This is a genomic window from Pseudomonas sp. Pseusp15 (assembly GCF_059492165.1).
In genome coordinates this window covers 901,151-918,659 of record NZ_CP168523.1, presented here as the reverse complement: position 1 = coordinate 918,659, position 17,509 = coordinate 901,151, and the positions used below count along the sequence as shown (strand labels likewise).

Genomic DNA, 17,509 nt, shown 5'->3' with positions numbered 1-17,509 from the left:
CGCTCCGTGAAATCGAACCTAAAATACGTAATGCGCGCCAGTATACGCAGGCTACCCAAGTAGTTCATCCTCGAACCTTATGGGTGCCTGCGAGTCCAACCGGCACCTTGTTGATGATGGCGTGATGATGCTGCGAGTTCTAGCCTTGAGCCTTACCCTGTTTACCGGTTTTGTACAGGCCTCCGTCCTGCAACGCCCGATCACCCTGGACACCGACAGTGGCGAGCTTTTCGGCTCGCTGTTGCTGCCCAAGTCCGACACGCCGGTACCGGTTGTCCTGATCATTTCCGGCTCCGGCCCTACGGATCGTGACGGAAACAACCCCGACGGCGGGCGCAACGACAGCCTCAAACGGCTGGCCTGGGTGCTGGCCAAACACAACATCGCCAGTGTGCGTTACGACAAACGCGGCGTGGCGGCGAGCCTTGCGGCAACGCCCGATGAACGCAATCTGTCGGTGGAAGCCTACGTGGCCGATGCCGTGGCCTGGGGGCAGAAGCTCAAGGCCGACCCGCGCCTGGGCAAACTGATTTTGCTGGGCCACAGCGAAGGTGCGTTGATTGCCAGCCTGGCGGCGCCAAGTGTCGACGCCGCGGCGGTGATTTCCCTGTCCGGCAGCGCGCGGCCGATCGATCAAGTGCTGCGCCAGCAGTTGAGCAATCGCTTGCCGCCGGCCTTGATGCTGCGCAGCAATGAACTGCTCGACAGCCTCAAGGCCGGCCACACTGACGACAACGTGCCGCCGCAGTTGCAGGTGATTTTCCGCCCCAGCGTGCAGCCGTACCTGATTTCACTGTTCCGCCAGGACCCGGCAGCCGCCTTCGCCAAACTGAAGATGCCGGCACTGATCATTCAGGGCAGCAACGACATCCAGGTCGGCGTGGGTGACGCCAGGGCGCTCAAAGCCGCCAAACCGGACGCCGAACTGGCACTGATCGAAGGCATGAACCACGTCATGCGCATCGTGCCCAACGACGTGAAGCGGCAATTAGCCTCCTATAAAGATCCGCAATTGCCCCTGGCGGCGGAGCTCGGCGCACGAATCCTCGGATTTATTGACGGACTTCGCCCCAGTTAAGCTCCAGTCCTGAAAAAAACGGCCGATAAGCCTTTGTCGCCAGCGCTATGACTGGTGGCAACAGGGCTTGGACAGGATCTCGCCGTTATGACTGATACCCAGACTTCACCCGACTCCACCGCTGAAAAAGACACACCGCCAGCGGTCGAGCTGCCGTGGGCGGACGTCCACGTCGAGCACCACAAAATGCTCCGCCTGGCGCCGTTGCAAACCGACCGTAACACCGGCGGCCGACCGCTGCGCTTTGTCGAATTCGGTTACGCCGAACGCAACAGCAAGGAGCACAGCCTGCTGCGCATGGCCATCAAGCTGCCAGGCCAACGGGTGCGCAAAGAACAGAATTATCTGGATGTGTGGGTCGATCACACCGCCAAACGCGTGCATTTCGCTCCGGAAAGCGGCTTGCAGATAGAGCCGATGAACCGTGGCATCGGGCGCTATATGGCGGCTCAAGGCATCACTTGGGCGAAGAAACGATGGCCCGCCTACACCGTCGACGGCACTGACCTGAACAACAAGGACGCGTTGAACGAAGACACGCGCCTGCGCCGCGACCACTTTCTGCGGGTGCACGGTTTTGACGTGGCCTACGCCGATGCCCAGCATTTGAAGGGCAGCGTCAAAGAGGTGCAGATCGGTGATTTGCTGGGCGACTGGAACAGCGAAAAGCTGCAACAGGTGGAAATCCTCGAAGCCGCGCAGATGCTCCAGCAAGCCGAGCAGAACCTGGCGGAACAGGAAGTCAAACTGAAGAAACACGAAGAAAAGGTCAGCAAGTACAAGCGTGAAGACGCTGGACTGCGTTTTACCATTACCTGTCTGGTGGCGTTTGCGGTGTTTCAGGCGGGGTTGTTGATCTGGATTGCCACGCATCGGTAACCGACATCAAACCCAATTGTGGTGAGGGAGCTTGCTCCCTCACCACAATATTCGGGGTCAGATGCGAGAAGCGAACAGCGCCTGATGATCGCGGCACTGCTCGGCGGTCAGCATGAACACCCCATGCCCACCGCGCTCGAACTCCAGCCAGGCGAAATCGACTTCCGGGTACAACGCCTCAACGTGAACCTGGCTGTTACCCACCTCGACGATCAATAAACCTTTCTCGGTCAGATGATCCGCCGCTTCGGCGAGCATGCGGCGCACCAGATTCAAACCGTCGTCGCCACAGGCCAGGCCCAGCTCGGGTTCGTGTTGATATTCGTCCGGCATGTCGGCGAAATCTTCCGCATCGACGTAAGGCGGGTTCGACACGATCAGGTCGAAACGTTGCCCTGGCAAACCATCGAAACCATCGCCCTGAACGGTGAACACGCGCTCGTCGACACCGTGGCGCTCGATGTTCTGGTTAGCCACTTCCAGTGCTTCGAACGACAGGTCGGCCAAAACCACTTCGGCGTTCTGGAACTCATAGGCACAGGCGATACCGATGCAACCGGAACCGGTGCACAAGTCGAGAATGCGCGCAGGTTCGGCACCCAGCCACGGCTCGAAACGTTTTTCGATCAGCTCGCCAATCGGCGAACGCGGGATCAGCACGCGTTCGTCGACAATGAACGACAAGCCGCAGAACCAGGCTTCGCCCAGCAGGTAAGCGGTCGGAATGCGTTCTTCGATGCGGCGCTTGAGCAAGCGTTGCAGATTGACCAGCTCATCGTCCTCCAGACGGCAGTCCAGATAGCTGTCGGCGATTTCCCACGGCAAGTGCAGCGCACCCAATACCAGTTGACGGGCTTCGTCCCAGGCGTTGTCGGTCCCATGGCCGAAAAACAGATCCTCCCCATGGAAGCGGCTGACGGCCCAACGGATATGGTCACGCAGGGTACGAAGGCGGGAAGTGATCACGGGGTAAACTCCAGAAAAAACGACTGACGATTCTAACAGCCAAAAGGCGCCGCGACGACGCAGGAAAAACACCGGATCAGATGTAGGACTCTTCTATTTTTTCAGCGAGCTATTGAACAGAACGAGTATCTTGACAAGGCTGCGAGCCAGCAACGGCGGTGCCTGCGATGGAAGCGATTCACAGAAGCGCTCAGCCAGAGGACAATGCCGCAAAAGCCCCACCCGAAGGAGCCCCAGAATGTCCGTTCCAAAAACGATGTTTCAACTCAGCGGCCGTGGTTATGCAGCGGCCAATCTGGGTCATGCGACCCTAGTCATCATCGATGCCCAGAAAGAATACCTCAGTGGTCCGCTGGCCCTGAGCGGCATGGATGCTGCCGTCGCGAACATCAAACACCTGCTGACCGCTGCCCGTGCAGCCGGTCGGCCAATCGTGCATGTGCGTCACCTCGGCACCGTCGGTGGGCTGTTCGATCCCCAGGGCGAACGCGGTGAGTTCATCCCGGGCCTGGAGCCACAGGGCGACGAAACCGTCATCGGCAAATTGCTGCCAAGCGCGTTTCACGGCACCGAACTGTACGATCGCCTGCAACAACTGGGCTCGCTCGACCTGATCGTTTGCGGTTTCATGAGTCACTCCAGCGTCAGCACCACCGTGCGTGCGGCGAAGAACCTGGGCTTTCGCTGCACCCTGGTGGAAGACGCCTGCGCGACGCGGGATTTGCCTTGCAAGGGCGGGATCCTCAGCGCCGAACACGTTCAGCAGACCGAAATGGCGATCATGGCGGACAACTTCGCCACCCTCGCCCTGACCCGCGACCTGATCTGATCGACCGTCGATGAGCGGCCCAAACCGCCGCTCATCCGCAAAAGCCTCTCATTTGCCGTAATTGCCCTAGCCTCAGGAACATCCCGGTCAACTCCCGGTCGAAGGGCCGATACCCATTGAGGAAGGTCGGAATGAAGTTATCCGATGGTTTTGATGCACGCCGCTTGCGGCCCAAGGGCCAACGCAACTGGCGATTTCGTTTCGGCGCAGCGTTCGCTGCCCTGCTGGCGATGTGCGGTGTATTGCTGGCGATGGCCGGCGCGGCCAGCCTGCTCGGGCGGCCACCGGCGTTGGGCGAGTTGAATGCCAGCCCGCTGGGCTCGTCGATCATTCTGGCGGTGGGCGTGTTCGTGCTGTACCTCGGCGTGTCGCTATGGCGCCGCTGCCGTCGCCGTTCGCGCCAGTCGCGAGAGCTGAACATAGCCCCGCACCTGATGAAAAAACACGACTGAATCAAAGGCCTGGCGTTTTGACGGGCCTCAATTGTTATGGATAGCGCTCCGACTTGGGTAAACTGCCCCCCCTTCGCGGAGGCTGACATGCAAGACGACGATTTTTCCCTGTTCAAAAGCGCGATCCAAGGCGTCAAGCCGATCAAGCACGATCGCGCCGAAACCGGCAAACCCAAGGCCGACCGCGCGCAAATCGCCAAGCTGCGCCAGGCCGCCACTGTGCGCACCGATGCGACCACCGTTGACGGGCTGTCCGATCAGTTTGTGATTGATGTCGGCCCGGAAGACGAGCTGATGTGGGCGCGTGACGGTGTTCAGGAAAGCCAGATGCGCAAGCTCAAGATCGGACAGATTCCGTTCGAAGGCAGCCTCGACCTGCATGGCATGAACGTGGAAAAGGCCCGTGAAACCCTCTGGGCGTTTCTGGCCGAAGCAACTAAATTCGAAATCCGCTGCGTGCGCGTCACCCACGGCAAAGCCGTGCGTCTGGACGGCAAGCGGCCGATGATCAAGAGTCACGTCAACACCTGGCTACGTCAGCATCCACAGGTGCTCGGCTTCACCTCGTGCCAGCCGAAACACGGCGGCGCTGGAGCGGTTTACGTGATGCTTAAACGCACCATGATGGAAGGTCGCGACGAGTAAAGCTGTCGCTTCACGCTTGCAGCGCCGTGTTTGCCACCGTACCCTTGCCCTTTGCGTAAAATCCCACAGGTAGTTTCATGTCCCTGGAACAGAATTACACCGCGATTCTCGGCCAATTGGGCGAGGACGTGTCCCGCGAGGGCCTGCTCGACACGCCAAAACGTGCCGCCAAAGCCATGCAGTACCTCTGCCGCGGTTATGAACAGACGCTGGAAGAGGTCACCAACGGTGCCTTGTTCAGCTCCGACAACAGCGAGATGGTGCTGGTCAAGGACATCGAGCTCTACTCGTTGTGCGAGCATCACCTGCTGCCGTTCATCGGCAAGGCGCACGTTGCCTATATTCCGAGCGGCAAGGTACTGGGACTGTCGAAAGTCGCGCGGATCGTCGATATGTACGCCCGCCGCCTGCAGATCCAGGAAAACCTCAGCCGCCAGATCGCCGATGCGGTCCAGCAAGTCACCGGCGCCCTGGGCGTGGCGGTGGTGATCGAGGCCAAGCACATGTGCATGATGATGCGCGGTGTGGAGAAACAGAATTCGACGATGATCACCTCGGTGATGCTCGGTGAGTTCCGCGAAAACGCCGCCACCCGCAGCGAGTTTCTCAGCCTGATCAAGTAACGCGCAGCAAGAAGAAAACCGGCACTGATCGCCGGTTTTTTTTCGCCTGCGAAAAATCAGGTAAGCTGCGCGCCTTCTGTTTGCCCTGAGAGACTTATACCGTGTTCGTCAAAGCGCTTCGTGTCGGCCTCGGCCAACTGATCATCTTCATCGATTTCATCACCCGCCCTGGCAAGAAGCAGCGCCCCGCCGCCGCTCAGGCTCAGGTCGAAGCGGCCGCCAAGGACCTGACGCTGTATCAGTTCCACGCCTGCCCGTTCTGCGTGAAAACCCGTCGCACCCTGCGTCGCCTGAACGTTCCGGTGGCCTTGCGCGATGCCAAGAACAACGAACAGGATCGCCAGGCCCTGCTGGAGCAAGGCGGCAAGATCAAGGTGCCGTGCCTGCGCATCGAAGAGAATGGCCAGACCACCTGGATGTATGAGTCCAAGGTGATCATTGATTATCTGGATAAGCGGTTTGCTGCGGTCTGACGCTTCTGTGGCGCCGGTATAAACACCGCAAAACCCGAACAAAAATAAACCGGCCGATTGGCCGGTTTATTCGTTTCTACCCCCTCTCCCACCAACAGCCTCAGGCTGCTTGCGCCGCCTGGGCCTGACGCACCACCGCTGCCAATCGCTTGAGCCCTTCGTCCAGCCGTGCCGGATCAATGTGGCTGAAGTTCAGCCGCAGATGGCCGGGGTTGTTATCCGGCTCAGGGAAAAACGGTTCGCCCGGCATGAACGCCACATCTGCTGCCAGCGCCGCTTTGAGCAGCGTGCGGGTATCCAGCGGCAGCTTGAGCGTCAGCCAGAAAAACAGCCCACCCTGCGGCACGTTCCAATCCGCCAGATCGGAAAAATGCCTTTCCAGTGCCGACTGGAACGCATCCCGACGAACCCGGTAGAAGTCCCGCAACTCGCCCAAGTGCTGCTGGTATTTTTCAGTACCGATCCATTGCAGCGCTTGCCATTGCCCGATGCGGTTGGTGTGCAGATCGGCCGATTGCTTGAGCCGCAGCAAATGCGGGAACAGGTCCGGACTGGCAATCAAATAACCAACCCGCAGGCCCGGCAGCAGGGTTTTCGACACGGTGCCGGTGTAGATCCAACTGGCCTTGGTCAAGCGGCTGACGATCGGTGTGGCGCTGCCGCCATCGAAGGTCAGTTCGCGATAGGGTTCGTCTTCGATCAGGGTCACGCCGAACTCGTCGAGCAACGCTGCCACCGCATCGCGCTTGGCTTCGCTGTAGCGCACCGCCGACGGATTCTGAAACGTCGGGATCAGGTAGATGAACGCTGGCTTGTGTTGTTCCAGACGGCTGCGCAGTTGCACCAGGTTCGGGCCATCAGCCTCCAGCGGGACGGTGATGCAATCGGCGCCAAACAGCTGAAAAATCTGCAACGCCGCCAGGTAGGTCGGCGCTTCAAGCAGGATTTCGGTGCCTTTGTCGATGTGGAGCTTGGCCGCCAGATCGAGGGTTTGTTGCGAACCGCTGACCACCAATACCTGACTCGCCTCACACGGCACGCCCAACGCCCGGGCTTCGGCCGCCAACGCTTCACGCAGTGCCGGCTCGCCTTCGCTCATCCCGTATTGGCCCATGGACAGCGGCATCTGCGCCCACTCGACTTTCGGCAGCATGGCTTCGGCCGGCAAACCGCCGGCGAACGACATCACTTCCGGGCGCTGGGCGGCGGCGAGGATTTCACGGATCAAAGAACTTTTAAGGCGCGAGACACGTTCGGAAAAAGCCATGGGGGTCACCGGTAGCGAGGCCTGAGGAAAATGAGTCAAACTGATTGACCGAAATTACGACAGACCGAGCGGATACGTCAACATGCTTGACCTTAAAAACCCCACCACCCAGCAACAAGCCATGGAAGCGTTTTTCTTCGGCTATCAGGCCTTCACCGCCAAGGCTGATGAAATGCTCGAGCGGCGCGGCTTGAGCCGGGTGCATCAGCGCATTGTGTTTTTCATCGCGCGTTATCCGAACCTGAGTGTCAAGGAGTTGCTGGCGTTGCTCGGCGTGACCAAGCAGGCGCTGAACATTCCGCTGCGGCAGTTGGTGGAAATGCATTTGGTGAACAGCGTCGCGTCCCAGACCGACAAGCGTAAGCGGCTGCTGGAACTGACTGTGGAAGGCGCGCGGTTCGAGCAGTCGTTACGGCGCGAGCAGGTGAAATTGCTCGAGCGGGTGTTTGCCGAAGCTGGGGAGACGGCGGTGAATGGGTGGTTGGCGGTGAATCTGGCATTGGGGGAAGTAACCAGAGTTGATCGGGACGACACCTGACTGTGGCGAGGGAGCTTGCTCCCGTTCGGCTGCGCAGCAGTCGCAAAGAACGATAACGCCGGTATGCCTGAAAAATTGCCACCGCCTGAGTCGGGCCGCTGCGCGCCCCAGCGGGAGCAAGCTCCCTCGCCACAAACAGCTCGCTACACATCACATTTCATATCTATATACCCCGCCTGCCATTTTTTTCGTCTACAAAATCAAAAACATTATTTGCTTTATTTGTATACAAAAGCATAATTCGCTTCGTGCGAGTTCCTGACCATCAGGTCAACAAATTCGCAAGCACCTCAAAGGGTCGCTGCCACCCTCATGGGTCCGGCCCTGGAAATAACAATAAAACTCTTGAGGAGTACTCGCTGTGGAAAGCCGCAAATCCGAAGCCTCGACGCTGGAACTCTCGCCGCCGTTACGCAATGGCTGGCTGGAGCGCATCTTCAAACTCAGCTTGCACGGCACCACGGTGAAGACCGAGCTGATCGCCGGTCTGACAACCTTCATCACCATGGCCTACATCATCTTCGTCAACCCCAACATCATGGCCGATGCCGGGATCGATCACGGTGCCGCGTTCGTGGCCACCTGCATCGCCGCCGCGCTGGGTTGCCTGTTGATGGGCCTGTACGCCAACTGGCCGGTGGGCCTGGCGCCGGGCATGGGCCTGAACGCGTTCTTCACCTACACCGTGGTCGGCACCATGGGCTACAACTGGGAAACCGCTCTCGGCGCGGTGTTCGTGTCCGGCGTGTTGTTCATGTTCCTGACCTTTTCCCGGATTCGTGAATGGCTGCTCAATAGCATTCCGGTGAGCCTGCGCTTCGCCATGGGTGCGGGTGTGGGCCTGTTTCTGGGGCTGATCGGCCTGAAAACCTCGGGCATCGTCGTCGATAGCCCGGCCACCCTGATCAAGCTCGGCTCCCTGCGCGAGCCCGGCCCGCTGCTGGCTGCCATCTGCTTCCTGATGATCGCCGTGCTCAGCTACCACAAAGTGTTCGGCGCGATCCTCATCAGCATCATCACCGTGACCCTGGCCGGCTGGGGCTTGGGCCTGGTGCACTACGAGGGCATCATGTCGGCCCCGCCAAGCCTGGCACCGACCTGGATGGCCATGAACATCGCCGGCGTGTTCAACGTCAGCATGATCAGCGTGGTGCTGGCCTTCCTCTTTGTGCACATGTTCGACACCGCCGGCACCTTGATGGGCGTCGCCCAGCGCGCCAACCTGGTGAACGCTGACGGCCGGATCGAAAACCTGTCCCGCGCCATGAAAGCCGACAGTGCATCCAGTGTTTTCGGGGCGGTGGTCGGTGTGCCGCCAGTTACCAGCTATGTGGAAAGTGCCGCTGGCGTAGCGGCGGGTGGTCGGACTGGTCTTACCGCCGTGACCGTAGGTGTGCTATTTATTGCCGCAATGTTTTTCGCACCGCTGGCTGGCATGATCCCCGCTTATGCAACCGCCGGTGCGCTGATTTATGTAGCGATGCTGATGATGGGCGGCATGGCGCACATCGAATGGGAAGAAGCGACCGACAGCATTCCGGCGATCGTCACCGCGATCATGATGCCGCTGACCTTCTCGGTCGCCGACGGCATCGCGCTGGGCTTCATCACTTACGTGGTGCTGAAGGCCGGCACCGGTAAGTACAAGGAAATTTCGGTGAGCCTGTGGGTGCTCTGCGCGATCTTCATCGCCAAGTTCATCTTCTTATAAGCGTCACGCGGTACGCGTTTCAAACCAGCCTCACCCCGTCGGGTGGGGCTTTTGTGCATAGGGAGGAAAGTGATGAGTCTGGAAACCTGGCTGCTGTTCAGCGGCGCTGCGCTGGTGGTGATCCTGATACCGGGGCCACTGTCTTTGCTGATGATCAGCAACAGTCTGAATTACGGTTTGCGCCGTTCTTACCCGGCGTTTCTCGGGGGGGTGTTTGCTTCGATCTGCCTGCTCAGCGCTTCGGCGCTCGGCCTGGGTGCATTGCTGCTGGCGTCGGAACAGCTGTTCAGCGCCCTGAAAATCGTCGGCGCGCTGTATCTGTTCTACCTCGCCTGGCAGAGCTGGCAGCAATCACGCCAACCCTCCCTGGGCGCCGAAGTGCCCCAGGCTGCGCCGGTGCCACGCTTTCGTGCACTGTTCGGGCGCGCATTCATGCTCGGCGCCAGCAACCCGAAAGACATTTTGTTCTTTGCCGCGTTCCTGCCGCAGTTTTTGAGTGCCGAACAACCGTTCCTGCCGCAGTTGCTGGTGATGATTGCCACCTGGACCGTGCTGGATCTGCTGTGCAAGCTGGCTTATGGGCTGGGGGCTCATGGCGCGGCGCGGTATCTGCGTAGCGGCAAGGGGCAAAGCTGGTTTAACCGGGTCAGTGCCGGGTTGTTCAGCGGTGCGGGCGCGGCCTCATTGTTGAGCCGCTAAGGGCAAAAGATCGCAGCCTCGTTGCACTCGACAGCTCCTACAGGGGGAATGCGTTTCCATGTAGGAGCTGCCGAAGGCTGCGATCTTTTGACTTTCCACCAGGCGAAAAAAAGCCCGCAGTGTGAGCGGGCAAAAGACCAAAGAAGCTATATGCGCAGTCGCTTCCAGGTTGAGGCAGCTGCTTGGGGGATCAGCTGCCGCGATACGTGGAATAGCTGTATGGCGAAATCAGCAAAGGCACATGGTAGTGATCCTGTTCGGCAGAAATGCCGAACCGCAGCACCACCACGTCGAGGAACGCAGGCTCAGGCAACTGAACGCCACGGGCGCGGTAGTAATCGCCCGCATGAAATTGCAGCTGATAGACCCCGGTACGGTAGTCATCGCCTTGCAGCAACGGCGCATCGACCCGGCCGTCGCTGTTGGTGAGCGCCGTGGCGACCAGCTCCAGCTGCGAGCCTTCGACGCGGTACAGCTCGACCTTGATCGAACTGCCCGGGCAACCGTGAGCAGCGTCCAAAACGTGTGTAGTCAAACGTCCCATTGATTCTGCGCGCCTGCCTGCGTGGAGCAGTCAGACCTCGCACCTCCCGAAGTCAGTTGAAAAGGAGACCGCACCGTTCCGGAGCACGAAAAGTTGCGGCGAGCGACTGATTAAGACATTTTTCAAAAAAATTGTACACAATAAAAACGACATTTTTACTGCCACCAACGGCATTCATGGTTTGCGGGCGAATCTTGCGCAAAACCATAAGATCAATGGACCTTCCATCCATTAGCTGACCAGTCAGGCAGGTTTCTTGCAGTACTCTCCAATGAGAGCAGTCAGTGAAAAATGCAAAAAATCAGGCTTACAAAGTGAATATAAAGTTGTATACAATCACTCCATCGCTGTGACGCCAGCCTGCCCTCTCATCGCCAGGCCGCCACACACACCCTGACTTTGAACAAGTCGACACGAACAAGAAGGAAGACTGCAGTGAGCGCTGACTACCCACGCGACCTGATCGGTTACGGCAGTAACCCTCCTCACCCACACTGGCCGGGCAATGCCCGCATCGCCCTGTCCTTCGTGCTCAACTACGAGGAAGGTGGCGAGCGCAATATCCTTCACGGCGATAAAGAGTCCGAAGCCTTCCTCTCGGAAATGGTCTCGGCGCAGCCGCTGCAAGGCGAGCGCAACATGAGCATGGAATCCCTTTACGAGTATGGCAGCCGTGCCGGCGTCTGGCGGATTCTGAAACTGTTCAAGGAATTCGACATCCCGCTGACCATCTTCGCCGTGGCCATGGCCGCCCAGCGTCACCCGGACGTGATCCGCGCGATGGTCGAGGCCGGCCACGAGATCTGCAGCCACGGCTATCGCTGGATCGACTACCAGTACATGGACGAAGCGCAGGAACGCGAGCACATGCTCGAAGCGATCCGCATCCTCACCGAAATCACCGGCGAGCGCCCGCTGGGCTGGTACACCGGCCGCACCGGCCCGAACACCCGCCGGCTGGTGATGGAGGAAGGCGGTTTCCTCTACGACTGCGACACCTACGACGACGACCTGCCCTACTGGGAACCGAACAACCCGACCGGCAAGCCACACCTGGTGATTCCGTACACCCTGGACACCAACGACATGCGCTTCACCCAGGTTCAGGGTTTCAACAAGGGCGACGACTTTTTCGAATACCTGAAGGACGCCTTCGACGTGCTATATGCCGAAGGCGCCGAGGCACCGAAAATGTTGTCGATCGGCCTGCACTGCCGGCTGATCGGCCGCCCGGCGCGCCTGGCCTCACTCAAGCGCTTTATCGAATACGCTAAAAGTCATGAACAGGTGTGGTTCAGCCGCCGTGTCGACATCGCTCGCCACTGGCAGCAAACCCATCCGTACCAAGGGGCTGCCAAATGAGCCACTTCCAGACACTGAAGCCCTCGACCCTGAGCCGCGACGCATTTATCGCCGCCTTCGCCGACATCTACGAACACTCGCCATGGGTGGCCGAGAAGGCCTTCGACCTGGGCCAGGACGCTTCGATCGACCAGATCGAAACCCTGCACCAGCGCATGAGCGACATCCTGTTAAGCGCCGATCACGCCAGCCAACTGGCCCTGATCAACGCGCACCCGGACCTGGCCGGCAAAGCTGCCGTCCAGGGCCAACTGACCGAAGCCAGCACCCATGAACAAGCTGGCGCCGGTATTCACCAATGCACGGCCGAAGAGTTTGAGCGCTTCACCGAGCTGAACGACGCCTACAAGGCCAAGTTCAAGTTTCCCTTCATCATGGCGGTAAAAGGCAGCAACCGGCATCAGATCCTCGCGGCGTTCGAAACGCGCATTCACAATTCGGTCGACACCGAATTCAAATGCGCGCTGGCGGAGATCAACAAGATCGCGTTGTTCCGATTACTGACCCTATAGCGAGCTTTGCCCGAGTGTTCTCAAACGCAAACAGCACCCAGGGCACTGCAAGCATCCCAAGCCAACTTATTAAAGGCAGACAAGAAGAATGAAAGCTTACGCCGTACCTTTCGAGAAGTTCGTCAACCTGGCCGACGCCCGTCTGGGCACCAAAATCATCTCGGTCACCGATGACTGGTTCGCAGACGCCAACCGTCTGTTCCAGCCGACCCCGGCCGTGTGGAAAGAGGGCGTGTTCGATGACAACGGCAAGTGGATGGACGGCTGGGAGTCGCGCCGCAAGCGCTTCGAAGGCTACGACAGCGCGGTGATCCGCCTGGGCGTACCGGGTTCGATCAAAGGCGTGGACATCGACACTTCATTCTTCACCGGCAACTACCCGCCATCGGCCTCCCTGGAAGCCTGCTTCCTGGCCTCGGGCGAGCCGGACGAAAACACCCAGTGGACTGAAGTGCTGTCGGCCGTCGAGCTGCAGGGCAACAGCCATCACTACCACGAAATCAATAACGACCAGGCGTTCAGCCACCTGCGCTTCAACATCTATCCGGATGGTGGCGTGGCCCGTCTGCGCGTGTACGGCATTCCGTTCCGCGACTGGTCGGCCGTTGGCGACAACGAACAAGTCGACCTGGCTGCAGCCCTGAACGGCGGTCGCGCCCTCGCCTGCTCCGATGAACACTTCGGCCGCATGAGCAACATTCTCAACCCGGGCCGTGGCATCAACATGGGCGATGGCTGGGAAACCGCACGTCGTCGTACCCCAGGCAATGACTGGGTGATCGTCGCGCTGGGCCATGCGGGTGAAGTCGAGAAAGTCATCGTCGACACCCTGCACTTCAAGGGCAACTACCCGGACAGCTGCTCGATCCAGGGTGCCTTCGTGAAGGGCGGCACCGACAGCCAGATCGAAACCCAATCGCTGTTCTGGCGCGAACTGCTGCCAAGCCAGAAGCTGGAAATGCACGCCGAACACACCTTCGCCGAGCAGATCAAGGCGCTGGGCCCGATCACCCACATCCGCCTGAACGTGTTCCCGGATGGTGGTGTGAGCCGCCTGCGCGTTTTGGGCAAGGTCGCGAAGTAATGCTGAGCCTGTAGGAGCCGGCTTGCTGGCGATAGCGCCCTCACTGACGCCATCGCCAGCAAGCCGGCTCCTACAAAAGCAGTACCCCAACACATTCGAGATTAAGAAGACCAGCATGCGCACATTGACGATTGAACCGCTGACCAAAGAAGCCTTCGCCCCTTTCGGTGACGTGATCGAAACCGACGGCAGCGATCACTTCATGATCAACAACGGTTCGACCATGCGCTTCCACAAACTGGCGACGGTGGAAACCGCCACGCCAGAGGACAAGGCGATCATCAGCATCTTCCGCGCCGACGCGCAGGACATGCCGCTGACGGTACGCATGCTGGAGCGCCATCCGCTGGGCAGTCAGGCGTTCATTCCGCTGCTCGGCAACCCCTTTCTGATCGTGGTCGCGCCACTTGGCGATGCACCTGTATCAGGCTTGGTCCGCGCCTTCGTCACCAACGGCAGGCAGGGCATTAATTACCATCGCGGCGTCTGGCACCACCCGGTGCTGACGATCGAAAAGCGGGATGACTTCCTGGTGGTTGATCGCAGTGGCACAGGCAATAACTGCGATGAGCATTTTTTCCAAGAGGATGAGTGTTTGATCCTCGCCCCCCACCAATAAGAGAAGGTCTGATCACTCGACAACAAGGGTGACAGGCGAGAGGTAAAGACTGTGGAAGCACATCTGTTGGAATGGCTGAACCTGAGCGTGCGCTGGGTTCACATGATCACTGGCGTGGCCTGGATCGGCGCGTCGTTCTATTTCGTCTGGCTGGAAAACAACCTCAACCGGGTCAACCCGAAAAACGGGCTGGCGGGCGATTTGTGGGCGATCCATGGCGGCGGTATCTACCACCTGGAAAAATACAAACTGGCTCCACCGACCATGCCGGACAACCTGCACTGGTTCAAATGGGAAGCCTATTTCACCTGGCTGTCGGGGATCGCACTGCTGTGCGTGGTGTTCTACTCCAACCCGACGCTGTACCTGCTGGCTCCGGGCAGCACCCTGAGCGGCCCTGAAGGCGTGGCTATCGGCCTCGGCTCGTTGTTCATCAGCTGGTTCATCTACTCCTTCCTCTGCGACTCGGCCCTGGGCAAACGCCCTGCCCTGCTAGGCGCAATCCTGTTCGTGCTGATCATCGGCGCCGCCTACGGCTTCAGCAAAGTGTTCAGCGGTCGTGGCGCATACCTGCACGTCGGCGCGATCATCGGCACCATCATGGTCGGCAACGTGTTCCGCATCATCATGCCGGCCCAGCGCGCCCTGGTGGCGGCGATCGCCGAGAATCGCACGCCCGATCCGGCGCTGCCGGCCAAAGGTTTGCTGCGTTCGCGGCACAACAACTACTTCACCTTGCCGGTGCTGTTCATCATGATCAGCAACCACTTCCCGAGCACCTACGGCAGCCAATACAACTGGCTGATCCTGGCCGGGATCGCGGTGCTGGCGGTGTTGGTGCGTCACTACTTCAACACCCGTCACGACAGCCACAAATTCGCCTGGACCCTGCCCGTTGCGGCGGTCGGCATGATTTGCCTGGCCTACGTGACCGGCCCGGCGCCGATGTCCAGCGCACCTGAAGTGGCCAAGGCACCTGGGACCATCGAGTACCAGCCGCTGCCGGAAACCGCCCTGGGCGGTGGTGCCAAACCTGAAGCGGCGAAACCTGATGCGCCTGCCGCTGCACCGGCCCAGGCCTCGAATCAGGGCCCGACGTTCGACAAGGTTCACAGCGTGATTCAGGAACGTTGCGCGGTCTGTCACTCGGCCAAACCCACCAGCCCGCTGTTCAGTGCCGCACCGGCCGGCGTGATGTTCGATACGCCAGAACAGATCCGCCAAAACGCTGCCCGCATCCAGGCTCAAGCGGTCACCAGCCAGATCATGCCACTGGGCAACATCACCCAGATGACCCAGCAGGAACGTGACCTGATCGGCGCGTGGATTGTTCAGGGAGCTCCGACCCATTAATCGTTGAAAAGCTTCGCGGGCAAGTCGGATCGCCGCCCGCTCGCTCCTACAAGGTCAACACAATCCCTGTAGGAGCGAGGCTTGCCCGCGAACGACCGCACTGCGGTCCCCCTGATACAAAAATCACAAGAATAAAAAAGATCCGAGGTGTTGCATGTCCGAGCTATCCGAAGCGCGCATCCCCGACGCACCCGCCATTCAACGTTTACCCCTTGTGCAACTGATTCTGGTCAGTCTGCAACACGTTCTGCTGATGTACGGCGGCGCCATTGCAGTGCCGCTGATCATCGGGCAGGCCGCCGGCCTGAACCGTGAAGAAATCGCTTTCCTGATCAACGCCGACCTGCTGGTGGCAGGCATCGCCACCATCGTCCAGTCGCTGGGCATCGGTCCGATGGGCATCCGCATGCCGGTGATGATGGGCGCCAGTTTCGCCGCGGTCGGCAGCATGGTGGCCATGGCCGGCATGCCCGGCATCGGCCTGCAAGGGATTTTCGGCGCGACCATTGCCGCCGGTTTCTTCGGCATGCTCATCGCACCGTTCATGTCCAAGGTCGTGCGCTTCTTCCCGCCACTGGTGACCGGCACTGTCATCACCTCGATCGGTTTATCGCTGTTCCCTGTAGCCGTGAACTGGGCCGGTGGCGGCGCTGGCGCAGCCCAATTCGGTTCGCCTGTGTACCTGGCCATTGCTGCACTGGTGTTGGCCACCATTCTGCTGGTCCACCGCTTCATGCGCGGATTCTGGGTCAACATCTCGGTGCTGATCGGCATGTGCCTGGGTTACGCGATTTGCGGCGTGATCGGCATGGTCGACCTCAGCGGCATGGACCAGGCGCCGTGGCTGCAAATCGTCACCCCGCTGCATTTCGGCATGCCGAAATTCGAGCTCGCACCGATTCTGTCCATGTGCCTGGTGGTGGTAATCATCTTCGTCGAGTCCACCGGGATGTTCCTCGCGCTGGGCAAAATCACCGGCCAGGACGTCACGCCGCGGATGCTGCGTCGCGGCTTGCTGTGCGATGCCGGTGCTTCGTTTTTCGCCGGCTTCTTCAACACCTTCACCCACTCCTCATTCGCTCAGAACATCGGCCTGGTACAAATGACCGGCGTACGTTGCCGCTCGGTGACCATCGTCGCCGGTGGCTTACTGATCGTGCTGAGCCTGCTGCCGAAAGCCGCGTTCCTGGTGGCATCGATACCTCCGGCGGTACTCGGCGGCGCGGCGATTGCGATGTTCGGCATGGTCGCCGCCACCGGGATCAAGATTCTCCAGGAGGCCGACATCGGTGACCGGCGCAACCAGTTGCTGGTGGCGGTGAGTATCGGCATGGGGCTGATCCCGGTGGTGCGTCCGGAATTCTTCGCCCACCTGCCGATGTGGATGAGCCCGATCACCCACAGTGGCATCGCCATGGCCACGCTTAGCGCCCTGGCATTGAACCTGTTGTTCAACATCCTCGGCGGTCACGAACGCGCAGCCGTCAACGACTGCCACGCCCACACGCACTGACACAGTACAAAGCACACACCCTGTGGCGAGTTCCCACAGGGGTGGCTGCCTGCACCTCAAACAATAAAAACAAGAGGGAGCAACAGATGATTCGTACCCAGACAAGTCTGTCGTTCAGCAATGCCCCACACCTGTCGCCAGTGCTCTGTTGCGGGGCACTTGAGACCTGGCCAAGGAGTCAGTATTCTCCGCGGCCGCCCGAATCCGGTCTAAAAAAAAGCCCGGATTTAATTCCTGACCGGAAAGCCAACTTACCCCGGCTCCGGGCAGTATCAAGGCTTCCCGAAAAGACGCTCAATCGACTGTTTTAGAACAGCCGAACGGGCATTTTTTGGCTTTTTGAAAGCCTTGGCTCAGCTCTT

The 17,509-nt window shown here is 59.7% G+C and carries 19 protein-coding genes; 16 read left to right on the top strand and 3 right to left on the bottom strand.

All coding sequences use genetic code 11. The annotated features are described in order from the left end of the window. Positions 1-79: 79 nt before the first annotated feature. Both ACEN8R_RS04355 and ACEN8R_RS04350 read left to right on the top strand, forming a co-directional pair. Positions 80-1,078: an alpha/beta hydrolase gene (locus ACEN8R_RS04355; RefSeq protein WP_018925199.1), complete on the top strand. Its 999-nt coding sequence runs from the start codon at positions 80-82 to the stop codon at positions 1,076-1,078. A gap of 87 nt (positions 1,079-1,165) precedes the next feature. Then, a complete protein-coding gene (locus tag ACEN8R_RS04350; protein ID WP_018925198.1) occupies positions 1,166-1,957 on the top strand; it encodes a hypothetical protein in 792 nt (263 codons plus the stop codon). A 57-nt stretch (positions 1,958-2,014) separates the two neighbouring features. Here the strand turns inward: ACEN8R_RS04350 and prmB are convergent, their stop codons facing one another. Further along, entirely contained in the window at positions 2,015-2,923 is a 909-nt protein-coding gene (gene prmB, locus ACEN8R_RS04345) for a 50S ribosomal protein L3 N(5)-glutamine methyltransferase (protein ID WP_018925197.1), read from the bottom strand. A 238-nt stretch (positions 2,924-3,161) separates the two neighbouring features. Here prmB and ACEN8R_RS04340 point away from each other — a divergent pair, with 238 nt between their 5' ends. The 5 genes from ACEN8R_RS04340 to ACEN8R_RS04320 all read left to right on the top strand — a co-directional run bounded on the left by ACEN8R_RS04340 (position 3,162) and on the right by ACEN8R_RS04320 (position 5,945). Next, positions 3,162-3,752, top strand: coding sequence for a cysteine hydrolase family protein (locus ACEN8R_RS04340; RefSeq protein ID WP_018925196.1), 591 nt, complete (start codon positions 3,162-3,164; stop codon positions 3,750-3,752). A 131-nt stretch (positions 3,753-3,883) separates the two neighbouring features. Then, a complete protein-coding gene (locus ACEN8R_RS04335; RefSeq protein ID WP_018925195.1) occupies positions 3,884-4,204 on the top strand; it encodes a hypothetical protein in 321 nt (106 codons plus the stop codon). 87 nt (positions 4,205-4,291) lie between these two features. Then, positions 4,292-4,849 carry a Smr/MutS family protein gene (locus ACEN8R_RS04330; RefSeq protein ID WP_008005647.1) on the top strand — a complete coding sequence of 186 codons (558 nt, stop codon included), beginning with the start codon at positions 4,292-4,294 and terminating at the stop codon, positions 4,847-4,849. 77 nt (positions 4,850-4,926) lie between these two features. Continuing rightward, complete coding sequence (gene folE, locus ACEN8R_RS04325) at positions 4,927-5,472, top strand: GTP cyclohydrolase I FolE (RefSeq protein ID WP_007988130.1); 546 nt, start codon at positions 4,927-4,929, stop codon at positions 5,470-5,472. 101 nt (positions 5,473-5,573) lie between these two features. Next, positions 5,574-5,945 (top strand): glutathione S-transferase N-terminal domain-containing protein, encoded by a 372-nt coding sequence (locus ACEN8R_RS04320; RefSeq protein ID WP_018925194.1) that lies wholly within the window; start codon positions 5,574-5,576, stop codon positions 5,943-5,945. A 100-nt stretch (positions 5,946-6,045) separates the two neighbouring features. Here ACEN8R_RS04320 and ACEN8R_RS04315 read toward each other — a convergent pair whose 3' ends face one another. Continuing rightward, positions 6,046-7,212: an aminotransferase-like domain-containing protein gene (locus ACEN8R_RS04315; protein WP_018925193.1), complete on the bottom strand. Its 1,167-nt coding sequence runs from the start codon at positions 7,210-7,212 to the stop codon at positions 6,046-6,048. Positions 7,213-7,294: 82 nt separating this feature from the next. Here ACEN8R_RS04315 and ACEN8R_RS04310 point away from each other — a divergent pair, with 82 nt between their 5' ends. From ACEN8R_RS04310 to ACEN8R_RS04300, 3 genes are all read left to right on the top strand, one after another. Continuing rightward, positions 7,295-7,750 carry a MarR family winged helix-turn-helix transcriptional regulator gene (locus ACEN8R_RS04310; protein WP_019648217.1) on the top strand — a complete coding sequence of 152 codons (456 nt, stop codon included), beginning with the start codon at positions 7,295-7,297 and terminating at the stop codon, positions 7,748-7,750. Positions 7,751-8,111: 361 nt separating this feature from the next. Next, positions 8,112-9,461 carry an NCS2 family permease gene (locus tag ACEN8R_RS04305; protein WP_064619262.1) on the top strand — a complete coding sequence of 450 codons (1,350 nt, stop codon included), beginning with the start codon at positions 8,112-8,114 and terminating at the stop codon, positions 9,459-9,461. Positions 9,462-9,533: 72 nt separating this feature from the next. Further along, positions 9,534-10,160 carry a LysE family translocator gene (locus ACEN8R_RS04300; protein WP_096479757.1) on the top strand — a complete coding sequence of 209 codons (627 nt, stop codon included), beginning with the start codon at positions 9,534-9,536 and terminating at the stop codon, positions 10,158-10,160. Positions 10,161-10,350: 190 nt separating this feature from the next. Here ACEN8R_RS04300 and uraH read toward each other — a convergent pair whose 3' ends face one another. Further along, a complete protein-coding gene (gene uraH / locus ACEN8R_RS04295; RefSeq protein ID WP_007940831.1) occupies positions 10,351-10,704 on the bottom strand; it encodes a hydroxyisourate hydrolase in 354 nt (117 codons plus the stop codon). A 435-nt stretch (positions 10,705-11,139) separates the two neighbouring features. Here uraH and puuE point away from each other — a divergent pair, with 435 nt between their 5' ends. From puuE to ACEN8R_RS04265, 6 genes are all read left to right on the top strand, one after another. After that, positions 11,140-12,066 carry an allantoinase PuuE gene (gene puuE, locus ACEN8R_RS04290; protein WP_007940832.1) on the top strand — a complete coding sequence of 309 codons (927 nt, stop codon included), beginning with the start codon at positions 11,140-11,142 and terminating at the stop codon, positions 12,064-12,066. Then, positions 12,063-12,578 (top strand): 2-oxo-4-hydroxy-4-carboxy-5-ureidoimidazoline decarboxylase, encoded by a 516-nt coding sequence (uraD, locus tag ACEN8R_RS04285; RefSeq protein ID WP_495624585.1) that lies wholly within the window; start codon positions 12,063-12,065, stop codon positions 12,576-12,578. Before puuE ends, uraD begins: the two co-directional genes overlap by 4 nt. Positions 12,579-12,666: 88 nt before the next feature. Further along, on the top strand, positions 12,667-13,662 hold the full coding sequence (gene alc, locus ACEN8R_RS04280) for an allantoicase (protein ID WP_007940834.1): 996 nt from the start codon (positions 12,667-12,669) through the stop codon (positions 13,660-13,662). Between the two features lie 115 nt (positions 13,663-13,777). Next, positions 13,778-14,281 (top strand): ureidoglycolate lyase, encoded by a 504-nt coding sequence (locus tag ACEN8R_RS04275; protein WP_018925187.1) that lies wholly within the window; start codon positions 13,778-13,780, stop codon positions 14,279-14,281. A gap of 51 nt (positions 14,282-14,332) precedes the next feature. Next, complete coding sequence (locus tag ACEN8R_RS04270; RefSeq protein WP_018925186.1) at positions 14,333-15,634, top strand: urate hydroxylase PuuD; 1,302 nt, start codon at positions 14,333-14,335, stop codon at positions 15,632-15,634. Between the two features lie 154 nt (positions 15,635-15,788). Next, positions 15,789-17,147 carry a nucleobase:cation symporter-2 family protein gene (locus tag ACEN8R_RS04265; protein ID WP_495624584.1) on the top strand — a complete coding sequence of 453 codons (1,359 nt, stop codon included), beginning with the start codon at positions 15,789-15,791 and terminating at the stop codon, positions 17,145-17,147. Positions 17,148-17,509: the final 362 nt, after the last annotated feature.